Genomic DNA, 23,393 nt, shown 5'->3' on the forward strand with positions numbered 1-23,393 from the left:
GGCAAGCGGGCCCGGCCGCCGCGCTCCCCGAGGGCCGACCGCGCCCTCCGGGGTTGCGCGATGCCCCGGTTTCACCCGAGATGGGTAGCAGGACCCCGTCAGGACCCCGTCAGGACCCCGTCAGGACCCCGTCAGGGCCCCGTCCACGGGTCGTGCAAGGAGGAACTATGCGTCGCATGACTATCGGTGCTCTTCTGACCGCCGCTCTCCTCGCGGGGCCCACCGCGGTCACCGCGCAGGCGCAGGTGCCGGTGACGTCCCAGACGGTCGCCGTGCAAGCCGCCCAACCGCAGCCGCAGGCGCAGGAGGACGACAACAACGACGACGACAGCGGAGGCGGCTGGGGCCTGTGGGGCCTCCTCGGCCTCCTGGGTCTGCTCGGTCTCATGCCGCGCCGGCAGAAGACGCGCCCCACCCCGGGAACCCATCGCGGACCGGGAACCGGCGCGCACCCCGACGACCGCATCTGAGCCGACGGCCCGGACCGGACCGGCCCTCGCGTGGCGCCGCCCCCGGCCGGAGGGCGGCGCCACGCCGGCCGCGGCCGTACGCCCGGTGAGTTGAGGACCCCGGGACTTCGGCGCAGGATGGCCGGATGACCTCCCACGCACGCCCCCTGCTCAACCGCCGGCTCGCCGAGTTCGGGACGACGATCTTCGCCGAGATGTCCGCCCTGGCCGTACGGACCGGCGCGATCAACCTCGGGCAGGGCTTCCCGGACACGGACGGCCCCGAGGAGGTCAGGGAGGCGGCGGTACGGGCCCTGCGCGACGGACGCGGCAACCAGTACCCGCCGGGCCCCGGCGTCCCGGAGCTGCGCGCCGCCGTCGCCGCCCACCAGCGGCACTGGTACGGCCTGTCCTACGACCCCGACACCGAGGTCCTGGTCACCGCCGGCGCCACCGAGGCGATCGCCGCGGCCCTCCTCGCCCTGGTGGAACCCGGCGACGAGGTGATCGCCCTGGAGCCGTACTACGACTCCTACGCGGCCTGCGTCGCGATGGCCGGCGGCACCCGCGTCCCGGTCACCCTGCGCCCGCACGAGGGACGCTTCCGCCTCGACCTCGACGAGCTGCGCGACGCGGTCACCGACCGCACCCGCCTCCTCCTGATCAACACCCCGCACAACCCGACGGGCACCGTCCTGACCCGCCCCGAACTGGCGGCCATCGCCGAACTGGCCGTCGAGCGCGACCTCCTGGTCGTCACCGACGAGGTCTACGAACACCTGGTGTACGACGACGCCGAACACGTCCCGCTGGCGTCCTTCCCCGGCATGCGCGAACGCACGGTCACCATCAGCTCGGCGGGCAAGACCTTCTCCTTCACCGGCTGGAAGGTCGGCTGGATCACCGCCGCCCCCGCCCTGCTCACGGCGGTCCGCTCGGCCAAGCAGTACCTGACGTACGTGTCGGCGGGCCCCTTCCAGTACGCGGTCGCCGAGGCGCTCGCCCTCCCCGACTCCTACTTCACCGCCTTCCGCGACGACCTGCGCACCAAGCGGGACCTCCTGTCGGCGGGCCTCGCGGAGGCGGGCTTCGGCGTCCACCGCCCCGCCGGCACGTACTTCGTCACCACCGACATCCGCCCCCTGGGCCACGAGGACGGCTTCGCCTTCTGCCGCGCCCTGCCGGAACACGCCGGCGTGGTCGCCGTCCCCGTCGCGGTCTTCTACGACCACCGCGAGGAGGGCGCCCCGTTCGTCCGGTTCGCGTTCTGCAAGCGGGTGTCCGTCCTGGAGGACGCGGTGCGGCGGCTGAAGGCCCTGCCGCACGTGTAGAGGCCGGCCGAGTACGCCTTGAGCGGCGTACGTCAGAGCCGTTCAGAACCGTTCAGAGCCGTTCAGAGCCGGTCCAGGAGCCGGTCCAGCGCACCCCCCAGCACCGGTGTCAGCGCCTCCGCGTACGCCTCGGAGAGGTGGCTGTCGTCCCGGTAGACGGAGGTGTCGGCGACGATCACGGGGCAGACGCCGGTGCGGGCGGCGCAGAGCCAGGGGGCGGGGTCGACGACCGGGACGCCGGTCGCGTCGGCGGCGGCGCGGACGGCGGTGTGCCGGACGGGGTCGCGGACGGCGTCCGGCAGCCGGGCGGCGCAGGCGTGCAGCTGCCCGGAGTTGGCGGCGGCGCAGTCGACCGGGTCGCCCTGCGGCCACGGCGTGTCCAGCAGCGCGACGACGCGGGCGCCGGAGGCACCGAGCCGCCGGAAGGTGTCCGCGTGGCCGGTGGTCCACTGCCCCGCCAGGTCGGCCGCGGGCCGGACGGGGTCGCCCGCGTCCGAGGAGGAGACGACGACCAGGTCCGGGCGGAGGGCACCGATCCGCGCGACGGCGTCGGCCCGCCAGGTGTCGCAGGCGGTGTACGGCTCACCGCGGCGCACGATGGTCACCTCGGCGGCCTTGCAGGACGCCTTGGTCAGCGAGACCAGCCGCCACCCGCGCGCGGTCGCGAGCCGGTCGAGGGCCGGGAACCACTGCGCCGCGTGGGAGTCGCCGAAGAGCACGACCGTGCGGGAGGCGGTGCGGTCGCCGTAGAAGCAGGGCGTGGCCCGGGTGGTGCCGTGGTCGATGTGGCAGCCGTCCCGGTAGACCGCGGAGCGGTTGGTCTTCACCTCGGGCAGCGCCGGGGAGAGGTTGCCCGGCAGGACGCCGGGGGACGCCGTCAGCAGGCCGGTCAGCCGGGCCCCGGGGTCCGCGGCGGCGGCCAGTTCCCGCGCGAGCGGGGGCGCGGGCGGGCCGGTCTCGATGGCCGGCGGGACGGCCGCCGCCGTCAGCACCAGCGCCGCGGTCCCCGCCGACAGTGCGGCGCCGAGCGCCAGGCCGCGCCCGGAGCGTCCCGCCAGCGCCCGGTGGAAGCGCACCGGGTCCTCCACCAGGCGCAGCGTCAGCCAGGCCGGCCCCAGCGCCGCCGCGCACAGCCCGAGCGCGAGGGGCACCCCGGCGGTGCCGTCCGTGCGGCCCAGCGCCGCCGGGGCGATGACCAGCAGCGGCCAGTGCCACAGGTACCAGCCGTAGGAGAGCCCGCCGAGCATGACCAGGGGCCGCCGCCCGAGCAGCCGGCCCGCGCCGTGCGGGGCGGGCGCGCAGCCGCCGGCCAGCACCAGCACCGCGCCCAGCACCGGCAGCAGGGCGTACGGTCCCGGGAACGGCGTCCCGTCGTCGTACACCACCGCCGCCAGGGCTATGCAGGCCAGGCCGAGCCAGCTCAGCGGGCCCGCGACGGCGCCGGGCAGCTTCCGCAGCCGGGCCGCGCACAGCGCGAGCAGGGCGCCGGCGCCCAGTTCCCAGGCCCGGGTGAGGGAGGAGAAGTACGCCCAGGGCGCCGAGAGGTCCGTCATCCGCACGCCGAACGCGAACGACCCCAGGCACAGCACCCCGAGCCCGGCCGCGAGCAGCCGGCGCCGGCCGCGCACCAGGCGCGTGCCGAGCAGCAGGAGCAGCGGCCACACCAGGTAGAACTGCTCCTCCACCGCCAGCGACCAGAAGTGCTGGAACGGCGAGGGCGGTGCGGTCTGCGCGAGGTAGTCGGTGCCGGCCGCCGCCAGCCGGAAGTTGACCGTGTACAGCGCGCTGCCGAGGGCGTCGCCCGCGTACTCGGCGAACCGCGCCGGCGACAGGAACAGCCACGCGCCGGCCAGGGTGGTGACGATCACCAGGGCCGACGCGGGCAGCAGCCGCAGGGCCCGGCGGGCGTAGAAGGCGCGCAGCGAGACACGGCCGGTGGCGGTCAGCTCGCGCAGCAGCAGGGACGTGATGAGGAACCCGGAGATCACGAAGAAGACGTCGACACCGACGTATCCGCCCGCGACCCCCGCCACCCCTGCGTGGGAGAGCACCACGAGCCCGACGGCCACCGCGCGCAGTCCCTGGATGTCCGGGCGTGGGGCGGGGTGCCGCCGCGGTGGCGCGGCGGTGCCGCCCGTCGGGGCGGTACGGACCTCGGCGGGGGCGGCGCAGGTCATCGCGGGGACGGCTCCTCACGGACGGGGCGGACAGGGTTCTCCCCCTGTACTGTCCGGCCGTCCGGGGGCGCTCCGGGTGAACGCCGCCTCAACATCGGGAACAGCGGCGGCGACCGGCGGCCCGACGCACGGGAGCCCGGCCCGACGCACGGGAGCCCGGCCCGGGGACACGCCCCGGACCGGGCTCCCGCCCGTGCGACAGGTCTACTCGTCGTCGTCCTCGGGCTTCTCCGCCCCGTCGACCTCCTGCTCCAGGCCGAGCTGCTCCACCAGCCACCGGTCGAACTCGATGGCGGCGCGCACCCAGCTGACCGTGGAGGAGACGAAGTGCTCCAGGCTCACGCCCGTGCCGATCAGCATCTGGGCCTCGCCGATCAGGCGGACCGTGCCGTCGTCGTGGGTGTGGGAGTACACCTTGGGCCACAGGGTGCGCCGGTTCCAGTCGTCGGCGGACTCCAGCAGCTGCGCCTTGGTCTCGATGTCGTGCGGCCGGTCGTAGAACGTCCGCACCGAGAAGACCTGCTGGTCGCCCTCGCCGCGGAACATGAAGTACGTGCGGAACTGCTCCCACGGCGCCGCGAGGTCACCCTCGTCGTCGACGACGTACTTCAGCTCCATCTGGTCGAGAAGCTGCTTCACGAGGTCCTGATCCGGGACCACGGGGCCCGCCGGGCCCTGGGGCTGCGGCTCGGGCTTGCCCCCGAAGTTCGGAATCGAGGACGGGTCGATGCTCACCGTGATTTTCCCTTCGTACGGATTCCGCCATCCTCTCCCATGCGGGGAGGGGGGTGGCAACCCTCCGCGGGGCCTGTCAGCCTAGGGCTGACATGATCCGGCCGGTCGGGGAGGCGCGGTGGGGACGGGGACGACGGCGGGGCGGACCCGGTGGTGGCTGGTCGCGGCGATCGCCGCGGTGCCCGCGCTGGCCCTGCTGCCGTTCCTCGTCGGCTTCCTGTGGTTCGTCCTGTCCGACGGCGACGACCGGCAGGACCGGGGCGCGGTGCGGGAGACCGGCTGCGCCCGGGCCCTGGCCTTCGGCGGGGCGGCGCTGCCGTCCGGCGCCCGGACCGTCGGGGCCTGCGAGGAGTTCGTCGGGCTGGACCTGGCCTACCGGGCCGAGTTCCGGATGCCGCGTGCGGACGTGCGCGGCTGGCTCGCGCACACCTACCCGGCCGCTCCGGCGCCCGGGACGGAGTCCTGCCCGGCCTACGCCGCGGACCAGGGCACGGAGCGGGAGGCGGATCTGTGTCTGGATCTGGGCCCCGGGCAGGGGCTGCCGGACGGTGTGGAGGCCGACGCCGTGCAGATCGGCGTGGTGGCCGAGGACGGCACCGGTACCGCGCTGGTGCGCTTCTCGGCGTTCACGGTGTGAGGGCCCTCCCCGCGGTGCGGGGAGGGCCCTGCCCGGCGCCGTCCGTCAGAGCGTCTTGCCCGACGCCGGTCCCACGATCAGGTCGTCGCCGAACCGGTCCACCCGTACCGCGTCCCCGTCCTTGATCTCCCCGGACAGGATCTCCCGGGCCAGCCGGTCGCCGATGGCCGTCTGGACCAGGCGCCGCAGCGGGCGCGCGCCGTAGGCCGGGTCGTTGCCCTCGTCCGCGAGCCACTCCAGGGCCTCTTCGGTGATCTCCAGGGTGAGCCGCCGCTCGGCCAGGCGCCGCGACAGCGCGTCGATCTGGAGGCGGGCGATGCGGCTCAGCTCGGCCTTGGTGAGCGCCGAGAAGACGACCAGGTCGTCGAGGCGGTTGAGGAACTCCGGCTTGAAGGAGGCCCGGACGACCTCCAGGACCTGTTCCTTCTTCTCCGCCTCGGTGGTGACCGGGTCGACCAGGAACTGGCTGCCCAGGTTGGAGGTGAGCACCAGGATGGTGTTGCGGAAGTCGACGGTCCGGCCCTGGCCGTCGGTCAGCCGTCCGTCGTCCAGTACCTGGAGCAGGATGTCGAAGACCTCGGGGTGGGCCTTCTCCACCTCGTCCAGCAGGACCACGCTGTACGGGCGGCGGCGGACCGCCTCGGTGAGCTGGCCGCCCTCCTCGTAGCCGACGTAGCCGGGGGGCGCGCCGACCAGGCGGGCCACGCTGTGCTTCTCGCTGTACTCCGACATGTCGATGCGGACCATCGCCCGCTCGTCGTCGAAGAGGAAGTCCGCGAGCGCCTTGGCCAGCTCGGTCTTGCCGACGCCGGTCGGGCCGAGGAAGAGGAAGGAGCCGGTGGGGCGGTCGGGGTCGGCGATGCCGGCCCGGGAGCGCCGTACCGCGTCCGAGACCGCGCGGACCGCCTCCGTCTGGCCGATGAGCCGCTTGCCCAGCTCGTCCTCCATGCGCAGCAGCTTCTGCGTCTCGCCCTCCAGCAGGCGCCCGGCGGGGATGCCGGTCCAGGCGGCGACGACGTCGGCGATGTCGTCGGCGCCGACCTCCTCCTTGACCATGGTGTCCTGCGCGACCTCTTCCTCGGCCTCGGAGGCGGCCTCCAGGTCCCGTTCCACGTTGGGGATCTCGCCGTACAGCAGCTTGGACGCGGTGTCGAAGTCGCCGTCGCGCTGGGCCCGTTCGGCCTGCCCGCGCAGTTCGTCGAGCTTCTCCTTCAGCTCACCGACCCGGTTGAGGGACTGCTTCTCCTTCTCCCAGCGGGCGTTGAGGCCGCGCAGCTCCTCCTCCTTGTCGGCGAGGTCGCGGCGGAGCTTCTCCAGCCGCTGGAGGGAGGCGGCGTCGGTCTCCTTGCCGATCGCCAGCTCCTCCATCTTCAACCGGTCGACGGCGCGCTGGAGTTCGTCGATCTCCACGGGGGACGAGTCGATCTCCATGCGGAGGCGGGAGGCCGCCTCGTCGACCAGGTCGATGGCCTTGTCGGGCAGGAAGCGGGAGGTGATGTACCGGTCGGAGAGGGTGGCCGCGGCCACCAGCGCGCTGTCGGCGATCTGGACCTTGTGGTGGGCCTCGTAGCGGCCCTTGAGTCCGCGCAGGATCGCGATGGAGTCCTCGACGGACGGTTCCGCCACCAGGACCTGCTGGAAGCGGCGCTCCAGCGCGGGGTCCTTCTCGATGCGCTCGCGGTACTCGTCGAGCGTGGTGGCGCCGACCATGCGCAGTTCGCCGCGGGCCAGCATCGGCTTGAGCATGTTGCCCGCGTCCATCGCGGAGTCGCCGCCGGCGCCCGCGCCGACGACCGTGTGCAGCTCGTCGATGAAGGTGATGATCTGGCCGTCGGAGTCCTTGATCTCGGCCAGGACGGTCTTGAGCCGCTCCTCGAACTCGCCGCGGTACTTGGCGCCCGCCACCATCGCGCCGAGGTCGAGCGCGACCAGCCGCTTGTTCTTCAGCGACTCGGGCACGTCCCCCTTCACGATCCGCTGGGCGAGCCCCTCCACGACGGCGGTCTTGCCGACGCCCGGCTCACCGATCAGCACCGGGTTGTTCTTCGTACGGCGGGACAGCACCTGCACCACCCGCCGGATCTCGGTGTCCCGGCCGATGACCGGGTCCAGCTTGCCGTCCCGTGCGGCGGCCGTGAAGTCCGTGCCGAACTTCTCCAGCGCCTTGTACTGGCCCTCCGGGTCCGCGGTGGTCACCCGGCGCCCTCCCCTCGCCTTCTGGAAGGCCTCCTGCAGCTTCTTGGCGGTGGCCCCCTGCCCCTGGAGCACCTCACCGGCCGCCCCGCCCTTGGCGGCGATGCCGATCAGGAGGTGTTCGGTGGAGAGGTACTCGTCGCCGAGGTCCTTGGCCCGTGTCTGGGCGTCGGCGACGACCGCGAGCATCTCACGGCTGGGCTGGGGCGGGGCGACCGTGGACCCGGTCACGCTGGGCAGCCCGGCGAGCACCCGCTCGGCGCCGGTGCGGACGGCGGCCTGGTCGGCCTCGACGGCCGCCAGCAGGTCGGTGATGTTCTCGTTCTCCTGGCCCTGGAGCAGGGCGAGGAGCAGGTGGGCGGGGGTGAGGTCCGGGTGTCCCTCGGTCACGGCCCGGTTGCTGGCCGCGTTGATCGCGTCCCGGCTCCGGTTGGTCAGCTCGGCGTCCACGTTCGGGTTCTCCTCCTGGTGCCAGTCTCAAGCCTTGTCGACGGCGGTGGTGCTGACTCAAGCAACGTACACAAAGTTGAGTCTATTCCACTCAAGTCGCGGGCGGGAGCACCACGGGGAACGAGTGCCCGGCAGCCCGGATAGGTTCCCGTCCATGGACCTCTCCGTGGACTTCCCCATCGACCTCGATTTCTGGCGGGAACGCCACCTGTGCACCCTGACCACGCTCCGCCCGGACGGCTCCCCGCACGTCGTCCCGGTCGGCGCGACCTACGACCCGCGGGCGCGCGTGGTGCGGGTGATCACGGACCGGGCGAGCGCGAAGGCGCGGTACGTGCTGGCCGCGGGGGCGGAGGGCGCCCGCGCCGCGGTGTGCCAGGTGGACGGCCGGCGCTGGTCCACGCTGGAGGGGCGGGCCTTCGTACGGACCGGCCCGGAGGCGGTCGCCGAGGCCGAGCGGCGCTACACGGAGCGGTACCGGCCGCCCCGGCCGAATCCGACCCGGGTGGTGATCGAGATCGCGGTGGAGCGCGCGCTGGGGAACGGGTGAGGCCGGGCGGCCCGGGACACGTACCCGTAAAACACGAAAAACTGCAGCGGCGTCACCGTGTTCAGGTCACGGTGACGCCGCTGCGGGGGGAAGCGCCTGAGCGATCTTTTACGACGGGGGAATCGCGTCAGGCACTGCGGGGGGTGGCTGAGATGGTCCGTGAGGTGGGGGATTCCGGTTCCACCAGCCGATGGTCTCGTTGGTCCAGGTTCACAAAGATCATTCCGTACCGGATGGCACACCGCACGGGCTGCGGCGCCCCCCGGGGCCGCCGCAGACACCGGTACGCCCGGACGTCGTCGTCATCGTCCCGGGTGACGACGACCGGTTCGCCGAACACGGTCACCATCAGGGAGTCACCGCTGTGGGGGATGGCGGTGACCAGGTCGATGAAGTGCCAGCCGGAGCGGTAGGCGGTCGCCATCTCGCGCCGGAAGGAGCGGTCGTCGGGTGGGGTGGACATGCGTATCAGTCCCACTTGCTGTCCGCCGGGAGGTACGACGGCACCTCGTCGCCGACGGCCACGGCGACAACGGTCCGTCCGCCGCCCGTCTCGTGCGTGTCGCCCTGCACGCCGTAGAGGCCGGCCACTGTTCCCAAGGCCGCAACGGCGGAGAAGGCGGCAACAAGCACCGAGCGAAGCATTCTCTTACGCATAGTTGGCTTCGTCCTCACTTGAAGGTCCCCTCACTCCCCCGTCGGATAAGACGATGGCTCATTCAGGTACGTCGTGGCCACACAAACGGTGCATCATGTTCCTGCACGTTCATGACCCTGGGGGGTGGAGTTATGGGTAAAAAAGGTACAAGGCCGACGCATCCCCATGCGGTCACGGAGCTGTGCGAGGCAGGGAGCCGTTTGTACGCGAATGCCCTGCGCAGCGGACGCATCCTGCGGGCGGACGCGGAGCCCGCGCCCTGCCTGACGGAGTTCGCCCTTCTCCACCCGGACCCGGACGATCCCGACTGGCTGCGCCCCGTGCCCCCGTCGGTCGCCCTGGCCCAGCGGCTGACCCCCATCGAACGCGAGATCTCCGAGCACCGGCGCGCGTCGATCGCCCTCACCGAGGCCTTCGAGCCGTTCCTCACCCTCAGCGCCCAGGACACCTCCTCCGGCCACTCCATCACCGTGCTGGAGGGACTGGACCGTATCAACGCGGCCCTGGACCTCGCGACCGCCGAGTGCGCCTCCGAGATGCTCACCATCCAGCCGAGCGGCCCCCGCAGCACGGAGAAGAGGCTGCTGGAGGCGCTGGAGCGGGACAAGCCCCTGATCGAACGCGGGGTGCGGATCCGCACCCTCTACCAGCACACCGCCCGCTACAACTCCGAGCGGCTGGCCTACGTGGAGCAGTTCGCCAACGGCAAGGCCGAGTACCGCACCATCGACGAACTGGTGGAGCGGCTCATCATCCTCGACGAGACGGTCGCCTTCCTGCCGATCCGCGACGACCGGCAGACCGCGCTGGAACTGCGGCACACGGGACTGGTCCGCTACCTCATCAAGGTCTTCGAGTTCATGTGGAGCCGGGCCGTCCCGCTCACCGCCGGCGTCCCCTACGAGACCGCCCCCGACGGCATCACCGAGGTCCAGCACTCCATCGCCAAGCTGCTGGTGGAGGGCCACGTCGACGAGGCCATCGCCCGCCGCCTGGGCATGAACGTCCGCACCTGCCGGGCCCACATCGCCAAGCTGGCCGCCGCCCTCGGCAGCGGCAGCCGGGCCCAGCTCGGCTACCTCATCGCGCAGTCCGGGATACTGAACCAGGACCACTGACGCCAAGGGGGCAGTCACGCGTGACCGCGACGGCACACGAGGACCACGCGGGCGAGGAGCTGTGCCCGGCGGGACTGGAGCTGTACAGCCGCGCGCTGCGCGACGGCCCGCTCCCGGCCGCGGCGGCCGACGCGGCGCCGTGTCTGCTCGACGCCGGCCTGCTGTGTCCCGCCGTCGCGGCCCCGGACCGGCTGGAGCCGGTGGCCCCGGCCGTCGCCCTGCACCGTTTGCTGCGCGCCTCCGAGGAGCGCGTCGCCGGTGAACGGCGGCGCGGCGAGCGGCTCGCGGAGACCTTCGCCCCGCTGCTGCGGCTCGGCGGCCCGGACGCGCCGGCCGACGACTCCCCGGCGCTGCGGCTGCTCAGCGGCAAGGACCGGATCAGCCGGGCCATCGCCGAGGTCATGACCGAGGCCACCGCCGAGGTGCTGACCATCCAGCCGCACAGCGCCCACATCGGCCCGCCGCCCCAGGTGCACGAACCCGTCCTCGAACGCGACCAGGCCTTCCTCGCCCGCGGCGGCCGCATCCGCGCCCTGTACCAGCACACCCTGCGGTACGCGCCCACCGTCCTGGCCCGTTACGAGCGGCTCACCGGCGACGTGCAGGCCCGCACCCTGGACGAGGTCACCGAACGGCTGATCATCGTGGACCGCACGGTGGCCTACATCCCCGCCAACGGGGACCGCACCCTCGCCCTGGAGATCCGCCACCCGGCGCTGGTGGAGTACCTGGTCACCGTCTTCGACCGCCTGTGGCGGCTGGCCGTCCCCATGTATCCGCAGGCCGAGGAGGTGCCCACCCTGGACGGCATCACCCCGCGCCAGCGCGCCGTCGCCGCCCTGCTGGTGGAGGGGCACACCGACGCCGTCATCGCCGACCGCCTCGGCATGAACGTCCGCACCGCCCGCGTCCACATCGCCAAGCTCGCCGCCACCCTGGGCAGCGACAGCCGCGCCCAGCTCGGCTATCTCATCGCCCGCTCGGGCATCCTCGACCGGGCCCCCTGACCGACCACCCCGGACCCGGGCACCCTGGCCCGAGCCGAGCCACCCCCGCCCCGCCCCGCCCCCGCTACGGCACCCGGGCCCGAGGCGGCCCGTCCAGTCCCGCCTGGGCGATCCGCACCCCCAGCTGCGTACGGCTCGCCGCGCCCAGCGTCTCCGACAGCCGGGCGATGTGGGCCCGGCAGGTGCGCACGCTGATCCCCAGCCGCTCGGCGATCACCGCGTCCTGGTGCCCCTCCGCCAGCAGCGCCGCGATGGACCGCTCCCGGTGCGAGATGCCCTCGATGCCGGTGTCGGGCAGCGGAGCGGTGATCGGCAGCGCGAGGCGCCACAGCCGTTCGAAGACGGTGACCAGGTACTCCACCAGCGCCGGGTGGCGCAGCTCCAGTGCCATCGTCCGCTCGGCGTTGGCCGGTACGAACGCCACCGTGCGGTCGAAGAGGATCAGCCGGTCGATCACCTCGTCCAGCGTCCGCGCCTCCACCGCGTCGCCCATCAGCTCCATGTAGTGGAGCAGTCCCTGCCCGTGCCGGGCGACGTGCGTGTACAGGTCGCGCATCCGCACCCCGCGCCCGCGCAGCGCCAGCGCCCGGTGCAGCCCCTCGGAGAGTTCGTGCTCGCGCCGGATGCCGCCGGGCTGCACGGTCAGCACCTCGGTGGTGCACGCCTGGGTCGCCTCGTCCATCGCGGCCTGGATGCGGGCCAGCCCGTCCAGCACCCGGATCGCCGTGCCCTCGGCCCCCGCCGCCGGCCGCCGCTGTCCGCTTCCCCCGCCCAGCGCGGCGTACCGCTCGATGGCGGCCACCGCCGACCCCACCCGCCGCTGACCGGCGCTGACCTCGTCGTACACCTCGCGCAGCAGCCGGGTCACGACCTCCTGCGGGGCGGTCGGCACCAGCCAGTCCATGGCGCCGGGGTCGGGGTGCAGCAGCGCGAGGTCCAGCAGACAGGGCGCCGCCTCGGCCTCCCGGCGCTCCACCCGGCCCCGCCGCACGGCCCGGGAGTACACGCGGTCCCCGGCTTCGCACAGTCGGTCAGCACCGTGTGGATGCCCGTCCGTCCCGTGCCCGGCCATCGCCCAGCCCACCCCCGCATCCCGCCCGCTCTCCGCAGCGCCACTATGCGCGGGCCGGGACCGGCTGTGCAACAAGGGGCCTACTTCAGGCCGATCTCCGCGCACCGCGCCTCGTACGCGGCGGTGCAGATGTCGGAGACCTTGTGGATGCCGTCGGCGACGACGGTCTCCTCGATGTTCTTCTCGGTCAGGGCGGTGACGGAGACCAACTGGGCGGGGATGTCCTGGTGGGTGGGGCTGTCCACCCGGTCCGTGGTGAGCGCGTCGAACTGGATGTCCTTGCCCTGCACCCGGGCCACGGCCATCTCGGCGGCGTTCTCCGCCTCCTGCGGGTAGGACTTGTAGACGCTCATGTACTGCTCCCCGGAGACGATCCGCTGCACCGCCTCCAGTTCCGCGTCCTGCCCGGTGACCGGCGGCAGCTCCGTGACACCGGCGGCCTTGAGCGCCTCGATGACGCCGCCCGCCATGCCGTCGTTGGCGGAGTAGACACCGGCGATCCGGTCCGCGCCGAGCTTCTGGATCGCCTCGGCCATGTTCTGCTCGGCGTTCTCCGGCTTCCAGTCCACGGTGTCGTACTCGGCGCCGACCCGCACGTTCCCGGCCAGTTCGGTCAGGGCCCCGGCCTTGAACTGGCGGGCGTTGGGGTCCGTGGAGGAGCCGTTCATCATGACGATGGTGTCGCCGGCGGCGTCCTTGCCGAGCGCCTCCAGCAGGGAGCGCCCCTGGACCTCGCCCACCAGCTCGTTGTCGAAGGAGATGTAGGCGTCGATCGGGCCCTCGGCCAGCCGGTCGTACGCGATCACCGGGATACCCGCGTCCTTGGCCTTCTTCACACTGTCCGCGATGGCGTGCGAGTCGACCGCGTCCAGCACGATGACGTCGACCCCGTCGTCGACCATCTTCGCCATCTGCGTGGCCTGCTTGCTCGCGCTCGCCTCGGCGTTGGCGTACTGGACCATGCCCTGGCCGTCGGTCAGCGCGTCCACCTTCTTGGTGAAGATGGGCCGGTCGAACTCCTCGTAGCGGGTGTTGTCCCGCTCCGGGAGCAGCAGCCCCACCATGAGGTCGTCGCCCTTGGTCGGGCTCGCGTCGTCACTGCCGCCCGACACGTTCAGCGCTCCGCAGGCCGTCAGCGAAACGGTCATCGTGGACGCCGCCACGGATATGGCGATACGGCGCATGCAGGAGATCACTTCTGGTGCCTTCCGGACGCGGTGGCCGCTTTGCGACCCAGGTGACTGAAAAGACAACGCGCACACCCACCCACCCGTCAAGCGATACCACTTAACGAGATCGCAACATCACGCTGTGCAGCCGACCTGAAGCACAGGCGACCGGACCCTCAACTTTCCTTCACACAACGGCCGTTGCATGATCACAACCGGTCGCACAAGATCCGTACAACCAAGTCCAATCGTCACGAGTCGTGATCACGGAGGCTGCTCCTCGCCTCCGTTTTTTCGATCAGAGGACCGAATGAACTCAGCCAGACGCACGACCACGGCCGTCGCCTCGACCGCCGTCGTGCTCGCCACCGCGGGCGGACTGCTCACCGTCGCCGCCGCGCCCGCCTCCGCAGCCGTGAGCTGCTCCTCGCCCGTCTTCAAGCGGCAGTTCTTCGCGAACACCACGTTCTCGGGGACCCCCAAGAAGACCGACTGCGACTCCGCGATCGACCAGAACTGGGGCACCGGGGCACCGGCCACGGGACTGCCGGCCAACAACTTCGGCGTCCGCTGGTCCGTCACCCGCGACTTCGGCTCCGGCGGCCCGTTCTCCTTCGCCGCCTCCGCGCAGGACGGCATCCGCGTCTACCTCGACGGCACCCGCAAGGTCGACCTGTGGAAGAACGTGTCGTCGACCCGGAAGAAGACGGTGAACGTCACCGTCCCCAAGGGCAAGCACACCCTCCGCGTCGACTTCGTCAACTGGACCGGCAGGGCGAACGTCAAGTTCTCCTACACACCGAGGACCTCCGCCTCCGTCGACAAGGTCAAACCCCTCACCCCGGCCGCCCCCGAGGTGACCTACGACAAGGCCACCGGCAAGACCAAGGTCACCTGGTCCAAGAACAAGGAGATGGACCTCGCCGGCTACCGCGTCCACCGCCGCCTGAAGGGCACCTCGTACGCCACCGAGCCGCTCGCCACGACCACCTCGACGTCGTACACGGACACCACCCTCCCGAAGACCGGCGAGACGTACTACTACGAGGTCCGCGCCTACGACAAGGCGGGCAACGAGTCGCCGGGGACGGCCGACCAGGGCGTCACCACGGTGGACAAGACCCCGCCCGCCGCACCGTTCGTCGAGATGGACGCCTGCCCGGCCGACCAGCCCTACGCGGCCCCGGAACTGGTCACCACCGCGGCCAACGCCGCCGACATCGCCCTGTACGAGCTCCAGCGGCGGGACGCGGCCACCGGTGCCTGGACGACCGTCGCCACCGGAACCAAGGGCGCCTTCTGCGACACCGGCACACCGGCCGACGGCGCCAAGGTCACCTACCGCGGCCGGGCCCGCGACGCCGCCGGCAACTGGTCGCCGTATTCGGCCGCCGCCACCTTCACCACCTCCGACCGGACCCCGCCGTCCGCCGTCACCGACGCCCGCGTCGAGTACCGTTCCGGCGTCCCGCACCTGCTCTGGTCCCCCGTCGACGGCGCCACCGCCTACCAGGTCCTCCAGTACGACCCGGCGACCGGCGGCTGGCTCGACGCCCTGCCCGTACCGGGCACCACCGACGGCACCGACATCGTGCCGCGCCAACTGGCCGCCGTGAGCGGTTCCTACCGCTACGCCGTGCGCGCGGTGGACGCCAAGGGCAACGCCGCCGCCCCCACGGAGATCACCCTGGAGACGGCCGCCCGCCCGGAGGCCATCCCCGCCTTCCGCACCACCGCCGTGCCGTTCGGCGAGGGCGTGATGGTCGAGTGGAGCGGCACCGACCCGTGGGCGTACGACGGGAACGGCCCGCTGCTCACCTACCGCCTCGTCCGCACCGACCCGGCCACCGGCGAGAGCACCACCGTCGACCTGTGCAAGCCGAACAACGCGGTCGACCTGCCGCTGGAAGCGCCGCGGACGTACTGGACCTGGTCGGACTCGGACGCTCCCGCGTACGCCGGCCGCAAGCAGGTCAACGGGGTCTGCTGGGACGTCTCCGGCAGGTCCGAGACCACCTACGAGTACCGGGTGGTGACGACCGGCCCCCAGGGACACGACTCGCAGCCCGGTCCGGCCGCCACCGCCACCACCCCGGACACCGAACGCCCGGCCCCGGTGGAGAACCTGACCGCCGAGACCATCCCGCTCGGCGTCCACCTGACCTGGACCCCGCCCGCCGACGACGACGTGCAGAAGTACCACGTCTGGCAGGGCGTCACCGACCCGGACACCGGGGAGACGGTCTGGGAGGAGAACTGCTGGACCGGCAGTTCCCTGACCACCACCGAGATCTACTGCCCGACGGTGCCCGACGGCGCCGCCCACGTCTACCGGGTGGCCGCCTCGGACGGCTCCGGGCTCATCGACCCGTACGCCGGTCCCGCCGCGTACAACACGGCCGACATCACCGTCACCCTGCCCGACACCCGGCCGCCCGGCTGGACCGGCACCTCGGTCCGCGAGGACCAGTACCCGGAGCTGTACGTGGGCTGTTCCGAGTCCTCGGGCCTCGGTGACTGCGCTCGGTTCGCCGGTTACCGCGTGGAGCGCTGGGACCCGGCCACCGCCTCCTACACCGTCCTGACGCAGGGCACGGCGGGCGACGCCGCCTACTTCATGGACACCACGGTCAACGAGGACCGGCTGGGCCTCTACTACTACCGTGTCGTCCGCACCGACGCGTCCGGCGCCGACGCCGTCACCACGTCGCAGGCGTACGGCATCTGGGACTCCTGGCTCTGACCGGCCGCGCGGGCGGAGAAGCGCGGACAGAACGCGGCCGGGAAAGCGCCGGCAGGAAACAGGAGAGGGGCCCGGATGTCTCCGGGCCCCTCGCTCCGTTCTCTCCGTGCGGACGCGGCGTCAGTCCGACGCCTGCCGCCCCTTCGGCCGCCACACCACCAGCGCGCTGGTCTGCTGGACCTCCTGGTACGGGACCAGGTCCCGGCGGTAGGAGGCGTGCACCGCGGCCTCGCGCTGGCGCATCGCCGCCGCCGCGCCGTCCAGGGCGGCCTCCATCTCGGCCACCCGGGACTGCAACGCCGCGACCTGGTTCTCCAGTTCGATGATGCGCTTGATGCCGGCCAGGTTGATGCCCTCGTCCTGCGACAACTGCTGCACCGTACGGAGCAGTTCGATGTCCCGGGCCGAGTAGCGGCGCCCCCGGCCGGCGGTGCGGTCCGGGGAGACCAGGCCCAGACGGTCGTACTGACGCAGGGTCTGCGGGTGCAGACCGGACAGCTGGGCCGCCACCGAGATGACGTAGACCGGGGTGTCCTCGGTCAGTTCATACGGATTGCGTCGACGGCCGTCCATCCCCATCAAGCTCCCTTCGCGGCCTGGAACAGCTCCGCCCGCGGATCCTCACCCGCGGTCGCCTCGCGATACGCCTCCAGCGCTTCACGAGCCTTCCCACTCAGATCCTTCGGAACACTCACCTCGACGGTGACCAACAGGTCCCCGCGGGTGCCGTCCTTGCGGACCGCGCCCTTGCCGCGGGCGCGCATGGTCCGCCCGTTGGGCGTGCCGGCCGGCAGCTTCAGCGTGACCGGCGGACCGCCCAGGGTCGGCACCCGGACCTCCCCGCCGAGCGCCGCCTCCGCGTACGTCACCGGCACGGTGACCGTGAGGTTGTCGCCCTTGCGCCCGAAGACGGCGTGCTCCTTGACGTGCACGACCACGTACAGGTCGCCCGCCGGACCGCCCCGCTCGCCCGGCGTGCCCTTGCCGCGCAGCCGGATGCGCTGCCCGTCCGACACCCCGGCCGGGATGCGGACCTGCATGGTCCGCGACGACTTGGCCCGCCCGGAGCCCTTGCAGACGTCGCAGGGGTCCTCCGCGATCAGACCGCGGCCCTTGCAGTCCGGGCAGGGGTCGGTCAGCGAGAACCCGCCGCCCGAACCCCGCGTCACCTGGCCGGTGCCGACACAGGTCGGGCACACCCGCGGGGTGCCGTTCTTGTCGCCGGTGCCCGAACACGCCTTGCAGGGCGCCTGCGAGGACATCCGCAGCGGGACGGTCGCGCCCTCGATGGCCTCCGTGAAGCTCAGGGTGACCTCGGACTCGATGTCCTGGCCGCGCCTGGGCTGGGTCCGGGCGCCGCCCGCGGCCCCGCGGTTGAACAGGCCCCCGAACACGTCACCGAGTCCGCCGCCGAAGCCGCCGGCCCCCTGTCCGCCGCCCTGGGCGCCCCCGAAGAGGTCGCCCAGGTCGAAGTTGAAGGTGCCGCCGCCCGCGCCGGGCCCGGGGCGGAAGCCCCCGTTGCCGAAGAGCGCGCGGGCGTCGTCGTACTCCTTGCGCTTCTTGGGGTCGCCGAGGACGTCGTTCGCCTCGGAGATCTCCTTGAAGCGCTCCTCCGCCTTGGCGTTGCCCTTGTTGGCGTCCGGGTGGTTCTCGCGGGCGAGCTTCCGGTACGCCTTCTTGATCTCGGCGTCGGTGGCGTCCTTGGGGACGCCGAGGACCTTGTAGTAGTCCTTCTCGATGAAGTCCTTGGTGCTCATCCCCGACGTCCCTCCTTCCTCCTGCTCACAAGCTCAGCCCTCGTCCGGGCCACCGCTCTCCTTGTCGTCGGCGGACTCCGCGCCGGCCGCCTTGTCGCTCTCCTCGGCCGGCTTGACCGTCTGCGCCCCGGGCTGGGGCTCGGCCACGGCCACCCGCGCGGGGCGGATGGTGCGTTCGCCGATCCGGTACCCGGGCTGCAGGATCGCCACGCAGGTCGTCTCGGTGACGTCCGGCGCGTAACTGTGCATCAGGGCCTCGTGGATCGTCGGGTCGAAGGGCTCGCCCTCCTTGCCGAACTGCTGGAGGCCCAGCTTGGCCGCGACCGCCTCGGTCGACTCCGCCACCGACTTGAAGCCGCCGACGAGTTCGCCGTGTTCCCGGGCGCGGCCGATGTCGTCGAGCACCGGGAGCAGCTCGCTCAGGAGGTTCGCCACGGCGATCTCCTTCACGGCGACCCGGTCCCGCTCGACCCGGCGGCGGTAGTTCTGGTACTCGGCCTGGAGGCGCTGGAGGTCCGCGGTGCGCTCGTTGAGCGCGGTGCGCACCTGGTCCAGCTGGGCCACCAGGCCCGCGTCCTGGCTCGCGTCCCCGGCCGGGGCCGCCCCCGCCTCCGGAGCGGAGGGGGCGGCCTTCGGCTCGGCGTCTTCGGGGGTGGCGCCGGAGGGGACGTCGGGCTTCTCGTCAAAACCCGGGGTCTCCTCCGTCACGCGGCACCGTCCTTGCGCTCGTCGTCGACGATCTCGGCGTCGACGACGTCGTCGTCGGCCTTGGACTGCCCGGCACCGGCGCCCGGCGCCTCGCCGCCGGCGGCCTGCGCGCCCTGGGCGTCGGCGTACATGGCCTGGCCCAGCTTCTGCGAGACGGCGGCGACCTTCTCGGTGGCGGTGCGGATCTCGGCGATGTCCTCGCCCTTGAGCTTCTCCTTCAGCTCGCCGACGGCGGTCTCCACCTCCGTCTTCACGTCACCGGGGACCTTGTCCTCGTTGTCCTTGAGGAACTTCTCCGTCTGGTAGACGAGCTGCTCGCCCTGGTTGCGGGTCTCGGCGGCCTCGCGGCGGCGGTGGTCCTCCTCCGCGTACTGCTCGGCCTCCTGGCGCATCCGGTCGACCTCGTCCTTCGGCAGCGAGGAGCCGCCGGTGACGGTCATCTTCTGCTCCTTGCCCGTGCCCAGGTCCTTCGCGGTCACGTGCATGATGCCGTTGGCGTCGATGTCGAAGGAGACCTCGATCTGCGGGACGCCGCGGGGCGCCGGCGGCAGACCGGTCAGCTCGAACATCCCGAGCTTCTTGTTGTACGCCGCGATCTCGCGCTCGCCCTGGTAGACCTGGATCTGCACGGACGGCTGGTTGTCCTCGGCGGTGGTGAAGATCTCGGACCGCTTGGTCGGGATCGTCGTGTTCCGCTCGATCAGCTTGGTCATGATGCCGCCCTTGGTCTCGATGCCGAGGGACAGCGGGGTGACGTCGAGCAGCAGGACGTCCTTGACCTCGCCCTTGAGGACACCGGCCTGCAGGGCGGCACCGATGGCGACGACCTCGTCCGGGTTGACGCCCTTGTTGGCGTCCTTGCCGCCGGTCAGCTCCTTGACCAGCTCGGCGACGGCCGGCATACGGGTCGAGCCACCGACGAGGACGACGTGGTCGATCTCGCTGAGCTGGATGCCCGCGTCCTTGATCACGTTGTGGAACGGCGTCTTGCAGCGCTCAAGGAGGTCCGCGGTCAGCTGCTGGAACTGGGCGCGGGTGAGCTTCTCGTCCAGGTGCAGCGGGCCCTCGGCGGAGGCCGTGATGTAGGGCAGGTTGATCGAGGTCTCGGTGGACGAGGACAGCTCGATCTTCGCCTTCTCGGCGGCCTCGCGCAGGCGCTGGAGCGCCATCTTGTCCTTGCTCAGGTCCACGCCGTGACCGGACTGGAACTGCTTGACCAGGTAGTCGACGACACGCTGGTCCCAGTCGTCACCACCGAGGTGGTTGTCACCGTTGGTGGCCTTCACCTCGACGACGCCGTCGCCGATCTCCAGCAGCGAGACGTCGAAGGTGCCGCCACCGAGGTCGAAGACGAGGATCGTCTGGTCGTCCTTGTCGAGGCCGTACGCCAGGGCGGCGGCGGTCGGCTCGTTGACGATGCGGAGCACGTTCAGACCGGCGATCTCACCGGCCTCCTTCGTGGCCTGCCGCTCCGAGTCGTTGAAGTACGCCGGGACGGTGATGACCGCGTCGGTCACCTTCTCGCCCAGGTACGCCTCGGCGTCCCGCTTCAGCTTCTGCAGCACGAAGGCGCTGATCTGCTGCGGGTTGAAGTCCTTGCCGTCCAGGTTGATCTTCCAGTCGGTGCCCATGTGGCGCTTGACCGACCGGATGGTCCTGTCGACGTTCGTGACCGCCTGACGCTTGGCCACCTCGCCGACCAGCACCTCACCGTTCTTGGCGAAGGCGACGACGGACGGCGTGGTCCTGGCGCCCTCGGCGTTGGTGATGACGGTGGGCTCGCCGCCCTCCAGAACGCTGACGACGGAGTTAGTCGTGCCCAGGTCGATGCCGACCGCACGTGCCATGGTTGATTCCTCCAGCTGACTTGAGTGGAACAGGCTCAAGTGTGCACGACGGCTCCCCCCGGGTCAACAGACCTGAGTCAGACTGACTCAACTCTTATCCGCTCCTTACGCGCAACGCCCCGCCGGCCTGGGCGGATGCGGTGCGGCGCGCCGAGCGAGGACCATGCCGCTCCACGCGACTCTCACGCGGAGCACGACCGCGAGCTGATCCGAATATCACAATACGAGAAGAATGTCCCCTACGGCTCGGCGTGACGCCGCGACCCTCAGGGCAGGGGACCACTCAGGGTCGCCTCAGCGACACAGATCACCACACGCCCGACTACAGTGCGGCGGAGGATAGGGGTAGTCTCGAACGGACTGCATAAGCTACCGCTCAGTAACCCAGTACCACCGACTCACCACTCACCCACCCCCTCGAAACCCTCGCAGGCCCGAGGAGCCCCCAAATGCAACTCGCCGCGATCATCGTGTCGCTGGTTCTGATCGTGGTCGGCGTGGCACTCTTCGCCCGCGCCGTCCTCCAGATCGTCCGCTACATGCGGCTGGGCCAGCCCGTGCCGGCCGGCACCCGGACCGACCAGCCCGCGCAGCGCACCCTCACGGTGGTCAGGGAGTTCCTCGGCCACACCCGGATGAACCGCTGGGGCGTCGTCGGCGTCGCGCACTGGTTCGTGGCGGTGGGCTTCTTCTCGCTGCTGCTGACCATCGTCAACGCCATCGGCCAGCTCTTCCAGGCCGACTGGCTGCTGCCGGTCCTCGGCGACTGGGCGCCGTACAACGTCTTCGTCGAGTTCATCGGCACCATGACCGTGCTCGGCATCCTCGTCCTGATCGGCATCCGGCAGCTGAGCCACCCGCGCAAGCCGGGCCGCAAGTCCCGCTTCGCCGGCTCCAACTTCGGCCAGGCGTACTTCGTCGAGGCCGTCATCCTCATCGTCGGCGTCTGCATCTTCATGCTGCACGCCCTCGAAGGCGCCCAACACCACGTGGACGGCTACGAGGCGTCCTTCTTCATCTCGTACCCGGTGGTGTCGTGGCTGGAGGGCATGGACCTGGCCACCCTCCAGAACCTCACCTACTTCTTCGCCGGCCTGAAGATCGCCACCTCCTTCATCTGGATGATCACGGTCGCCCTGAAGACCGACATGGGCGTGGCCTGGCACCGCTTCCTGGCCTTCCCCAACATCTGGTTCAAGCGCGACGCGGCCGGCGGCACGTCCCTGGGCGCCCTGCTGCCGATGACGTCGGGCGGCAAGCCGATCGACTTCACCGACCCCGGCGAGGACGACGTCTTCGGCGTCTCCCAGGTCGAACAGTTCTCGTGGAAGGGCCTGCTGGACTTCTCCACCTGCACCGAGTGCGGCCGCTGCCAGTCCCAGTGCCCGGCCTGGAACACCGGCAAGCCCCTCTCCCCCAAGCTCCTGATCATGAGCCTGCGCGACCACGCGCACGCCAAGGCCCCGTACCTGCTGGCCGGCGGCGGCAAGACGATGGAGGGCGAGGAGAAGGCGTCCGAGGAACAGCTGAAGGACGTCCCCGCGGCGGCGCTGGCGGAGGCCGAACGCCCCCTCGTCGGCACCCTCGAAGAGAACGGCGTCATCGACCCGGACGTCCTGTGGTCCTGCACCACCTGCGGCGCCTGCGTCGAGCAGTGCCCGGTCGACATCGAGCACGTCGACCACATCGTCGACATGCGCCGCTACCAGGTCATGATCGAGTCCTCCTTCCCCTCCGAGGCGGGCACGATGCTCAAGAACCTGGAGAAGAAGGGCAACCCCTGGGGCCTGGCGAAGAAGCAGCGCCTGGAGTGGACCAAGGAGGTCGACTTCGACGTCCCGGTCGTCGGCAAGGACATCGAGGACCTCACCGAGGTCGAGTACCTCTACTGGGTCGGCTGCGCCGGCGCCCTGGAGGACCGCGCCAAGAAGACCACCAAGGCCTTCGCTGAGCTGCTCCACATGGCGGGCGTGAAGTTCGCCATCATGGGCGGCGACGAGAAGTGCACCGGCGACTCCGCCCGCCGCCTGGGCAACGAGCCGCTGTTCCAGGAACTGGGCATGGAGAACGTCATGTCCCTCAACGCCGCCTTCGGCGAGGAGATGGACGACGACGGCAAGGTCCTGCCCGAGTCGGCGAAGCCCAGGTCGGCGAAGAAGATCGTCGCCACCTGCCCGCACTGCCTCAACACCCTGGGCAACGAGTACCCGCAGCTCGGCGGCGACTACGAGGTCATCCACCACACCCAGCTGCTCCAGCACCTGGTCGACGAGGGCAAGCTGGTCCCGGTCACCCCGGTCGAGGGCATCATCACGTACCACGACCCCTGCTACCTGGGCCGCCACAACAAGATCTACACGCCCCCGCGCGAGATCATCGCCGCCGTCCCCGGCGTCCGCAACGAGGAGATGCACCGCCACAAGGAACGCGGCTTCTGCTGCGGCGCGGGCGGCGCGCGGATGTGGATGGAGGAGCGGATCGGCAAGCGCATCAACAACGAGCGCGTCGACGAGGCCCTCTCCGTCAACCCGGACATCGTCTCCACGGCCTGCCCGTTCTGCCTGGTCATGCTCACCGACTCGGTCAACGGCAAGAAGAACGACGGCAAGGCGAAGGAGTCGATCCAGGTCGTCGACGTCGCCCAGCTCCTGCTGGACTCCGTGAAGACCCCGGCCGACCCGGCGGGCGCCCCGGACCCGGAGACGGCGCCGGAACCGGAGCCGGTGAAGTAACTCCCCGCTTGTGACGCCCCGTGTCCCCGGAAACGGATGACACGGGGCGTCGGCATGTCC

The 23,393-nt window shown here is 71.4% G+C and carries 19 protein-coding genes; 8 read left to right on the forward strand and 11 right to left on the reverse strand.

The window, feature by feature from the left end; genetic code table 11:
• Nucleotides 1–167 precede the first annotated feature (167 nt).
• A complete protein-coding gene (locus tag ACIQR3_RS23420) occupies nucleotides 168–470 on the forward strand; it encodes a WGxxGxxG family protein (RefSeq protein ID WP_403541943.1) in 303 nt (100 codons plus the stop codon).
• A 125-nt stretch (nucleotides 471–595) separates the two neighbouring features.
• Complete coding sequence (locus tag ACIQR3_RS23425; RefSeq protein ID WP_403541945.1) at nucleotides 596–1,780, forward strand: pyridoxal phosphate-dependent aminotransferase; 1,185 nt, start codon at nucleotides 596–598, stop codon at nucleotides 1,778–1,780.
• Between the two features lie 62 nt (nucleotides 1,781–1,842).
• Here ACIQR3_RS23425 and ACIQR3_RS23430 read toward each other — a convergent pair whose 3' ends face one another.
• On the reverse strand, nucleotides 1,843–3,957 hold the full coding sequence (locus tag ACIQR3_RS23430) for an acyltransferase family protein (RefSeq protein ID WP_403541948.1): 2,115 nt from the start codon (nucleotides 3,955–3,957) through the stop codon (nucleotides 1,843–1,845).
• A 204-nt stretch (nucleotides 3,958–4,161) separates the two neighbouring features.
• Nucleotides 4,162–4,692, reverse strand: coding sequence for a YbjN domain-containing protein (locus ACIQR3_RS23435; RefSeq protein WP_215173038.1), 531 nt, complete (start codon nucleotides 4,690–4,692; stop codon nucleotides 4,162–4,164).
• A gap of 118 nt (nucleotides 4,693–4,810) precedes the next feature.
• On the opposite strand from ACIQR3_RS23435, the gene ACIQR3_RS23440 reads away from it, so the two are divergent.
• Nucleotides 4,811–5,329 (forward strand): hypothetical protein, encoded by a 519-nt coding sequence (locus ACIQR3_RS23440; protein WP_403541951.1) that lies wholly within the window; start codon nucleotides 4,811–4,813, stop codon nucleotides 5,327–5,329.
• A gap of 45 nt (nucleotides 5,330–5,374) precedes the next feature.
• Here ACIQR3_RS23440 and clpB read toward each other — a convergent pair whose 3' ends face one another.
• Nucleotides 5,375–7,972, reverse strand: coding sequence for an ATP-dependent chaperone ClpB (clpB, locus tag ACIQR3_RS23445; RefSeq protein WP_403541953.1), 2,598 nt, complete (start codon nucleotides 7,970–7,972; stop codon nucleotides 5,375–5,377).
• A gap of 154 nt (nucleotides 7,973–8,126) precedes the next feature.
• Between clpB and ACIQR3_RS23450 the strand changes: the two genes are divergently transcribed.
• Nucleotides 8,127–8,522, forward strand: a complete 396-nt coding sequence (locus tag ACIQR3_RS23450) for a TIGR03618 family F420-dependent PPOX class oxidoreductase (RefSeq protein ID WP_403541954.1) — start codon at nucleotides 8,127–8,129, stop codon at nucleotides 8,520–8,522.
• A gap of 127 nt (nucleotides 8,523–8,649) precedes the next feature.
• Here the strand turns inward: ACIQR3_RS23450 and ACIQR3_RS23455 are convergent, their stop codons facing one another.
• Nucleotides 8,650–8,985 carry a hypothetical protein gene (locus ACIQR3_RS23455; protein WP_215173044.1) on the reverse strand — a complete coding sequence of 112 codons (336 nt, stop codon included), beginning with the start codon at nucleotides 8,983–8,985 and terminating at the stop codon, nucleotides 8,650–8,652.
• A gap of 5 nt (nucleotides 8,986–8,990) precedes the next feature.
• On the reverse strand, nucleotides 8,991–9,122 hold the full coding sequence (locus ACIQR3_RS23460) for a hypothetical protein (protein ID WP_403541956.1): 132 nt from the start codon (nucleotides 9,120–9,122) through the stop codon (nucleotides 8,991–8,993).
• 189 nt (nucleotides 9,123–9,311) lie between these two features.
• Between ACIQR3_RS23460 and ACIQR3_RS23465 the strand changes: the two genes are divergently transcribed.
• Together ACIQR3_RS23465 and ACIQR3_RS23470 are read left to right on the forward strand one after the other, a co-directional pair.
• Nucleotides 9,312–10,298 (forward strand): helix-turn-helix transcriptional regulator, encoded by a 987-nt coding sequence (locus tag ACIQR3_RS23465; RefSeq protein ID WP_403541958.1) that lies wholly within the window; start codon nucleotides 9,312–9,314, stop codon nucleotides 10,296–10,298.
• 20 nt (nucleotides 10,299–10,318) lie between these two features.
• Nucleotides 10,319–11,305 (forward strand): LuxR C-terminal-related transcriptional regulator, encoded by a 987-nt coding sequence (locus ACIQR3_RS23470; RefSeq protein ID WP_403541960.1) that lies wholly within the window; start codon nucleotides 10,319–10,321, stop codon nucleotides 11,303–11,305.
• A gap of 64 nt (nucleotides 11,306–11,369) precedes the next feature.
• Here the strand turns inward: ACIQR3_RS23470 and ACIQR3_RS23475 are convergent, their stop codons facing one another.
• Together ACIQR3_RS23475 and ACIQR3_RS23480 are read right to left on the reverse strand one after the other, a co-directional pair.
• Nucleotides 11,370–12,377, reverse strand: coding sequence for a LuxR C-terminal-related transcriptional regulator (locus ACIQR3_RS23475; RefSeq protein WP_403541963.1), 1,008 nt, complete (start codon nucleotides 12,375–12,377; stop codon nucleotides 11,370–11,372).
• Nucleotides 12,378–12,457: 80 nt separating this feature from the next.
• Nucleotides 12,458–13,561 carry a sugar ABC transporter substrate-binding protein gene (locus ACIQR3_RS23480; RefSeq protein WP_403541964.1) on the reverse strand — a complete coding sequence of 368 codons (1,104 nt, stop codon included), beginning with the start codon at nucleotides 13,559–13,561 and terminating at the stop codon, nucleotides 12,458–12,460.
• A 295-nt stretch (nucleotides 13,562–13,856) separates the two neighbouring features.
• Here ACIQR3_RS23480 and ACIQR3_RS23485 point away from each other — a divergent pair, with 295 nt between their 5' ends.
• A complete protein-coding gene (locus ACIQR3_RS23485) occupies nucleotides 13,857–16,289 on the forward strand; it encodes a PA14 domain-containing protein (RefSeq protein WP_403541967.1) in 2,433 nt (810 codons plus the stop codon).
• Nucleotides 16,290–16,409: 120 nt separating this feature from the next.
• Here the strand turns inward: ACIQR3_RS23485 and ACIQR3_RS23490 are convergent, their stop codons facing one another.
• The 4 genes from ACIQR3_RS23490 to dnaK are packed head-to-tail and all read right to left on the reverse strand — an operon-like array spanning nucleotide 16,410 to nucleotide 20,601.
• Complete coding sequence (locus ACIQR3_RS23490; protein WP_403541970.1) at nucleotides 16,410–16,862, reverse strand: heat shock protein transcriptional repressor HspR; 453 nt, start codon at nucleotides 16,860–16,862, stop codon at nucleotides 16,410–16,412.
• A gap of 5 nt (nucleotides 16,863–16,867) precedes the next feature.
• On the reverse strand, nucleotides 16,868–18,046 hold the full coding sequence (gene dnaJ / locus ACIQR3_RS23495; RefSeq protein WP_403541973.1) for a molecular chaperone DnaJ: 1,179 nt from the start codon (nucleotides 18,044–18,046) through the stop codon (nucleotides 16,868–16,870).
• Between the two features lie 33 nt (nucleotides 18,047–18,079).
• On the reverse strand, nucleotides 18,080–18,754 hold the full coding sequence (gene grpE, locus ACIQR3_RS23500; protein WP_403541976.1) for a nucleotide exchange factor GrpE: 675 nt from the start codon (nucleotides 18,752–18,754) through the stop codon (nucleotides 18,080–18,082).
• Complete coding sequence (gene dnaK / locus ACIQR3_RS23505) at nucleotides 18,751–20,601, reverse strand: molecular chaperone DnaK (protein ID WP_403541978.1); 1,851 nt, start codon at nucleotides 20,599–20,601, stop codon at nucleotides 18,751–18,753. Before dnaK ends, grpE begins: the two co-directional genes overlap by 4 nt.
• Nucleotides 20,602–21,050: 449 nt before the next feature.
• Here dnaK and ACIQR3_RS23510 point away from each other — a divergent pair, with 449 nt between their 5' ends.
• Nucleotides 21,051–23,333 (forward strand): heterodisulfide reductase-related iron-sulfur binding cluster, encoded by a 2,283-nt coding sequence (locus ACIQR3_RS23510; protein ID WP_403541979.1) that lies wholly within the window; start codon nucleotides 21,051–21,053, stop codon nucleotides 23,331–23,333.
• Nucleotides 23,334–23,393 lie beyond the last annotated feature (60 nt).

Source organism: Streptomyces sp. NPDC090994 (assembly GCF_044768905.1).
In the GTDB taxonomy this organism is placed as follows: domain Bacteria; phylum Actinomycetota; class Actinomycetes; order Streptomycetales; family Streptomycetaceae; genus Streptomyces.

Bases quoted from the DNA above. Each gene is read 5' to 3' on its own strand.
- dnaJ (WP_403541973.1), bottom strand. From the start codon at position 18,046: ATGAGCACCAAGGACTTCATCGAGAAGGACTACTACAAGGTCCTCGGC.
- ACIQR3_RS23465 (WP_403541958.1), top strand. From the start codon at position 9,312: ATGGGTAAAAAAGGTACAAGGCCGACGCATCCCCATGCGGTCACGGAG.
- ACIQR3_RS23475 (WP_403541963.1), bottom strand. From the start codon at position 12,377: ATGGCCGGGCACGGGACGGACGGGCATCCACACGGTGCTGACCGACTG.
- ACIQR3_RS23455 (WP_215173044.1), bottom strand. From the start codon at position 8,985: ATGTCCACCCCACCCGACGACCGCTCCTTCCGGCGCGAGATGGCGACC.
- ACIQR3_RS23480 (WP_403541964.1), bottom strand. From the start codon at position 13,561: ATGCGCCGTATCGCCATATCCGTGGCGGCGTCCACGATGACCGTTTCG.
- ACIQR3_RS23510 (WP_403541979.1), top strand. From the start codon at position 21,051: ATGCAACTCGCCGCGATCATCGTGTCGCTGGTTCTGATCGTGGTCGGC.
- ACIQR3_RS23450 (WP_403541954.1), top strand. From the start codon at position 8,127: ATGGACCTCTCCGTGGACTTCCCCATCGACCTCGATTTCTGGCGGGAA.
- dnaK (WP_403541978.1), bottom strand. From the start codon at position 20,601: ATGGCACGTGCGGTCGGCATCGACCTGGGCACGACTAACTCCGTCGTC.
- ACIQR3_RS23420 (WP_403541943.1), top strand. From the start codon at position 168: ATGCGTCGCATGACTATCGGTGCTCTTCTGACCGCCGCTCTCCTCGCG.
- ACIQR3_RS23425 (WP_403541945.1), top strand. From the start codon at position 596: ATGACCTCCCACGCACGCCCCCTGCTCAACCGCCGGCTCGCCGAGTTC.
- ACIQR3_RS23430 (WP_403541948.1), bottom strand. From the start codon at position 3,957: ATGACCTGCGCCGCCCCCGCCGAGGTCCGTACCGCCCCGACGGGCGGC.
- ACIQR3_RS23485 (WP_403541967.1), top strand. From the start codon at position 13,857: ATGAACTCAGCCAGACGCACGACCACGGCCGTCGCCTCGACCGCCGTC.
- ACIQR3_RS23490 (WP_403541970.1), bottom strand. From the start codon at position 16,862: ATGGACGGCCGTCGACGCAATCCGTATGAACTGACCGAGGACACCCCG.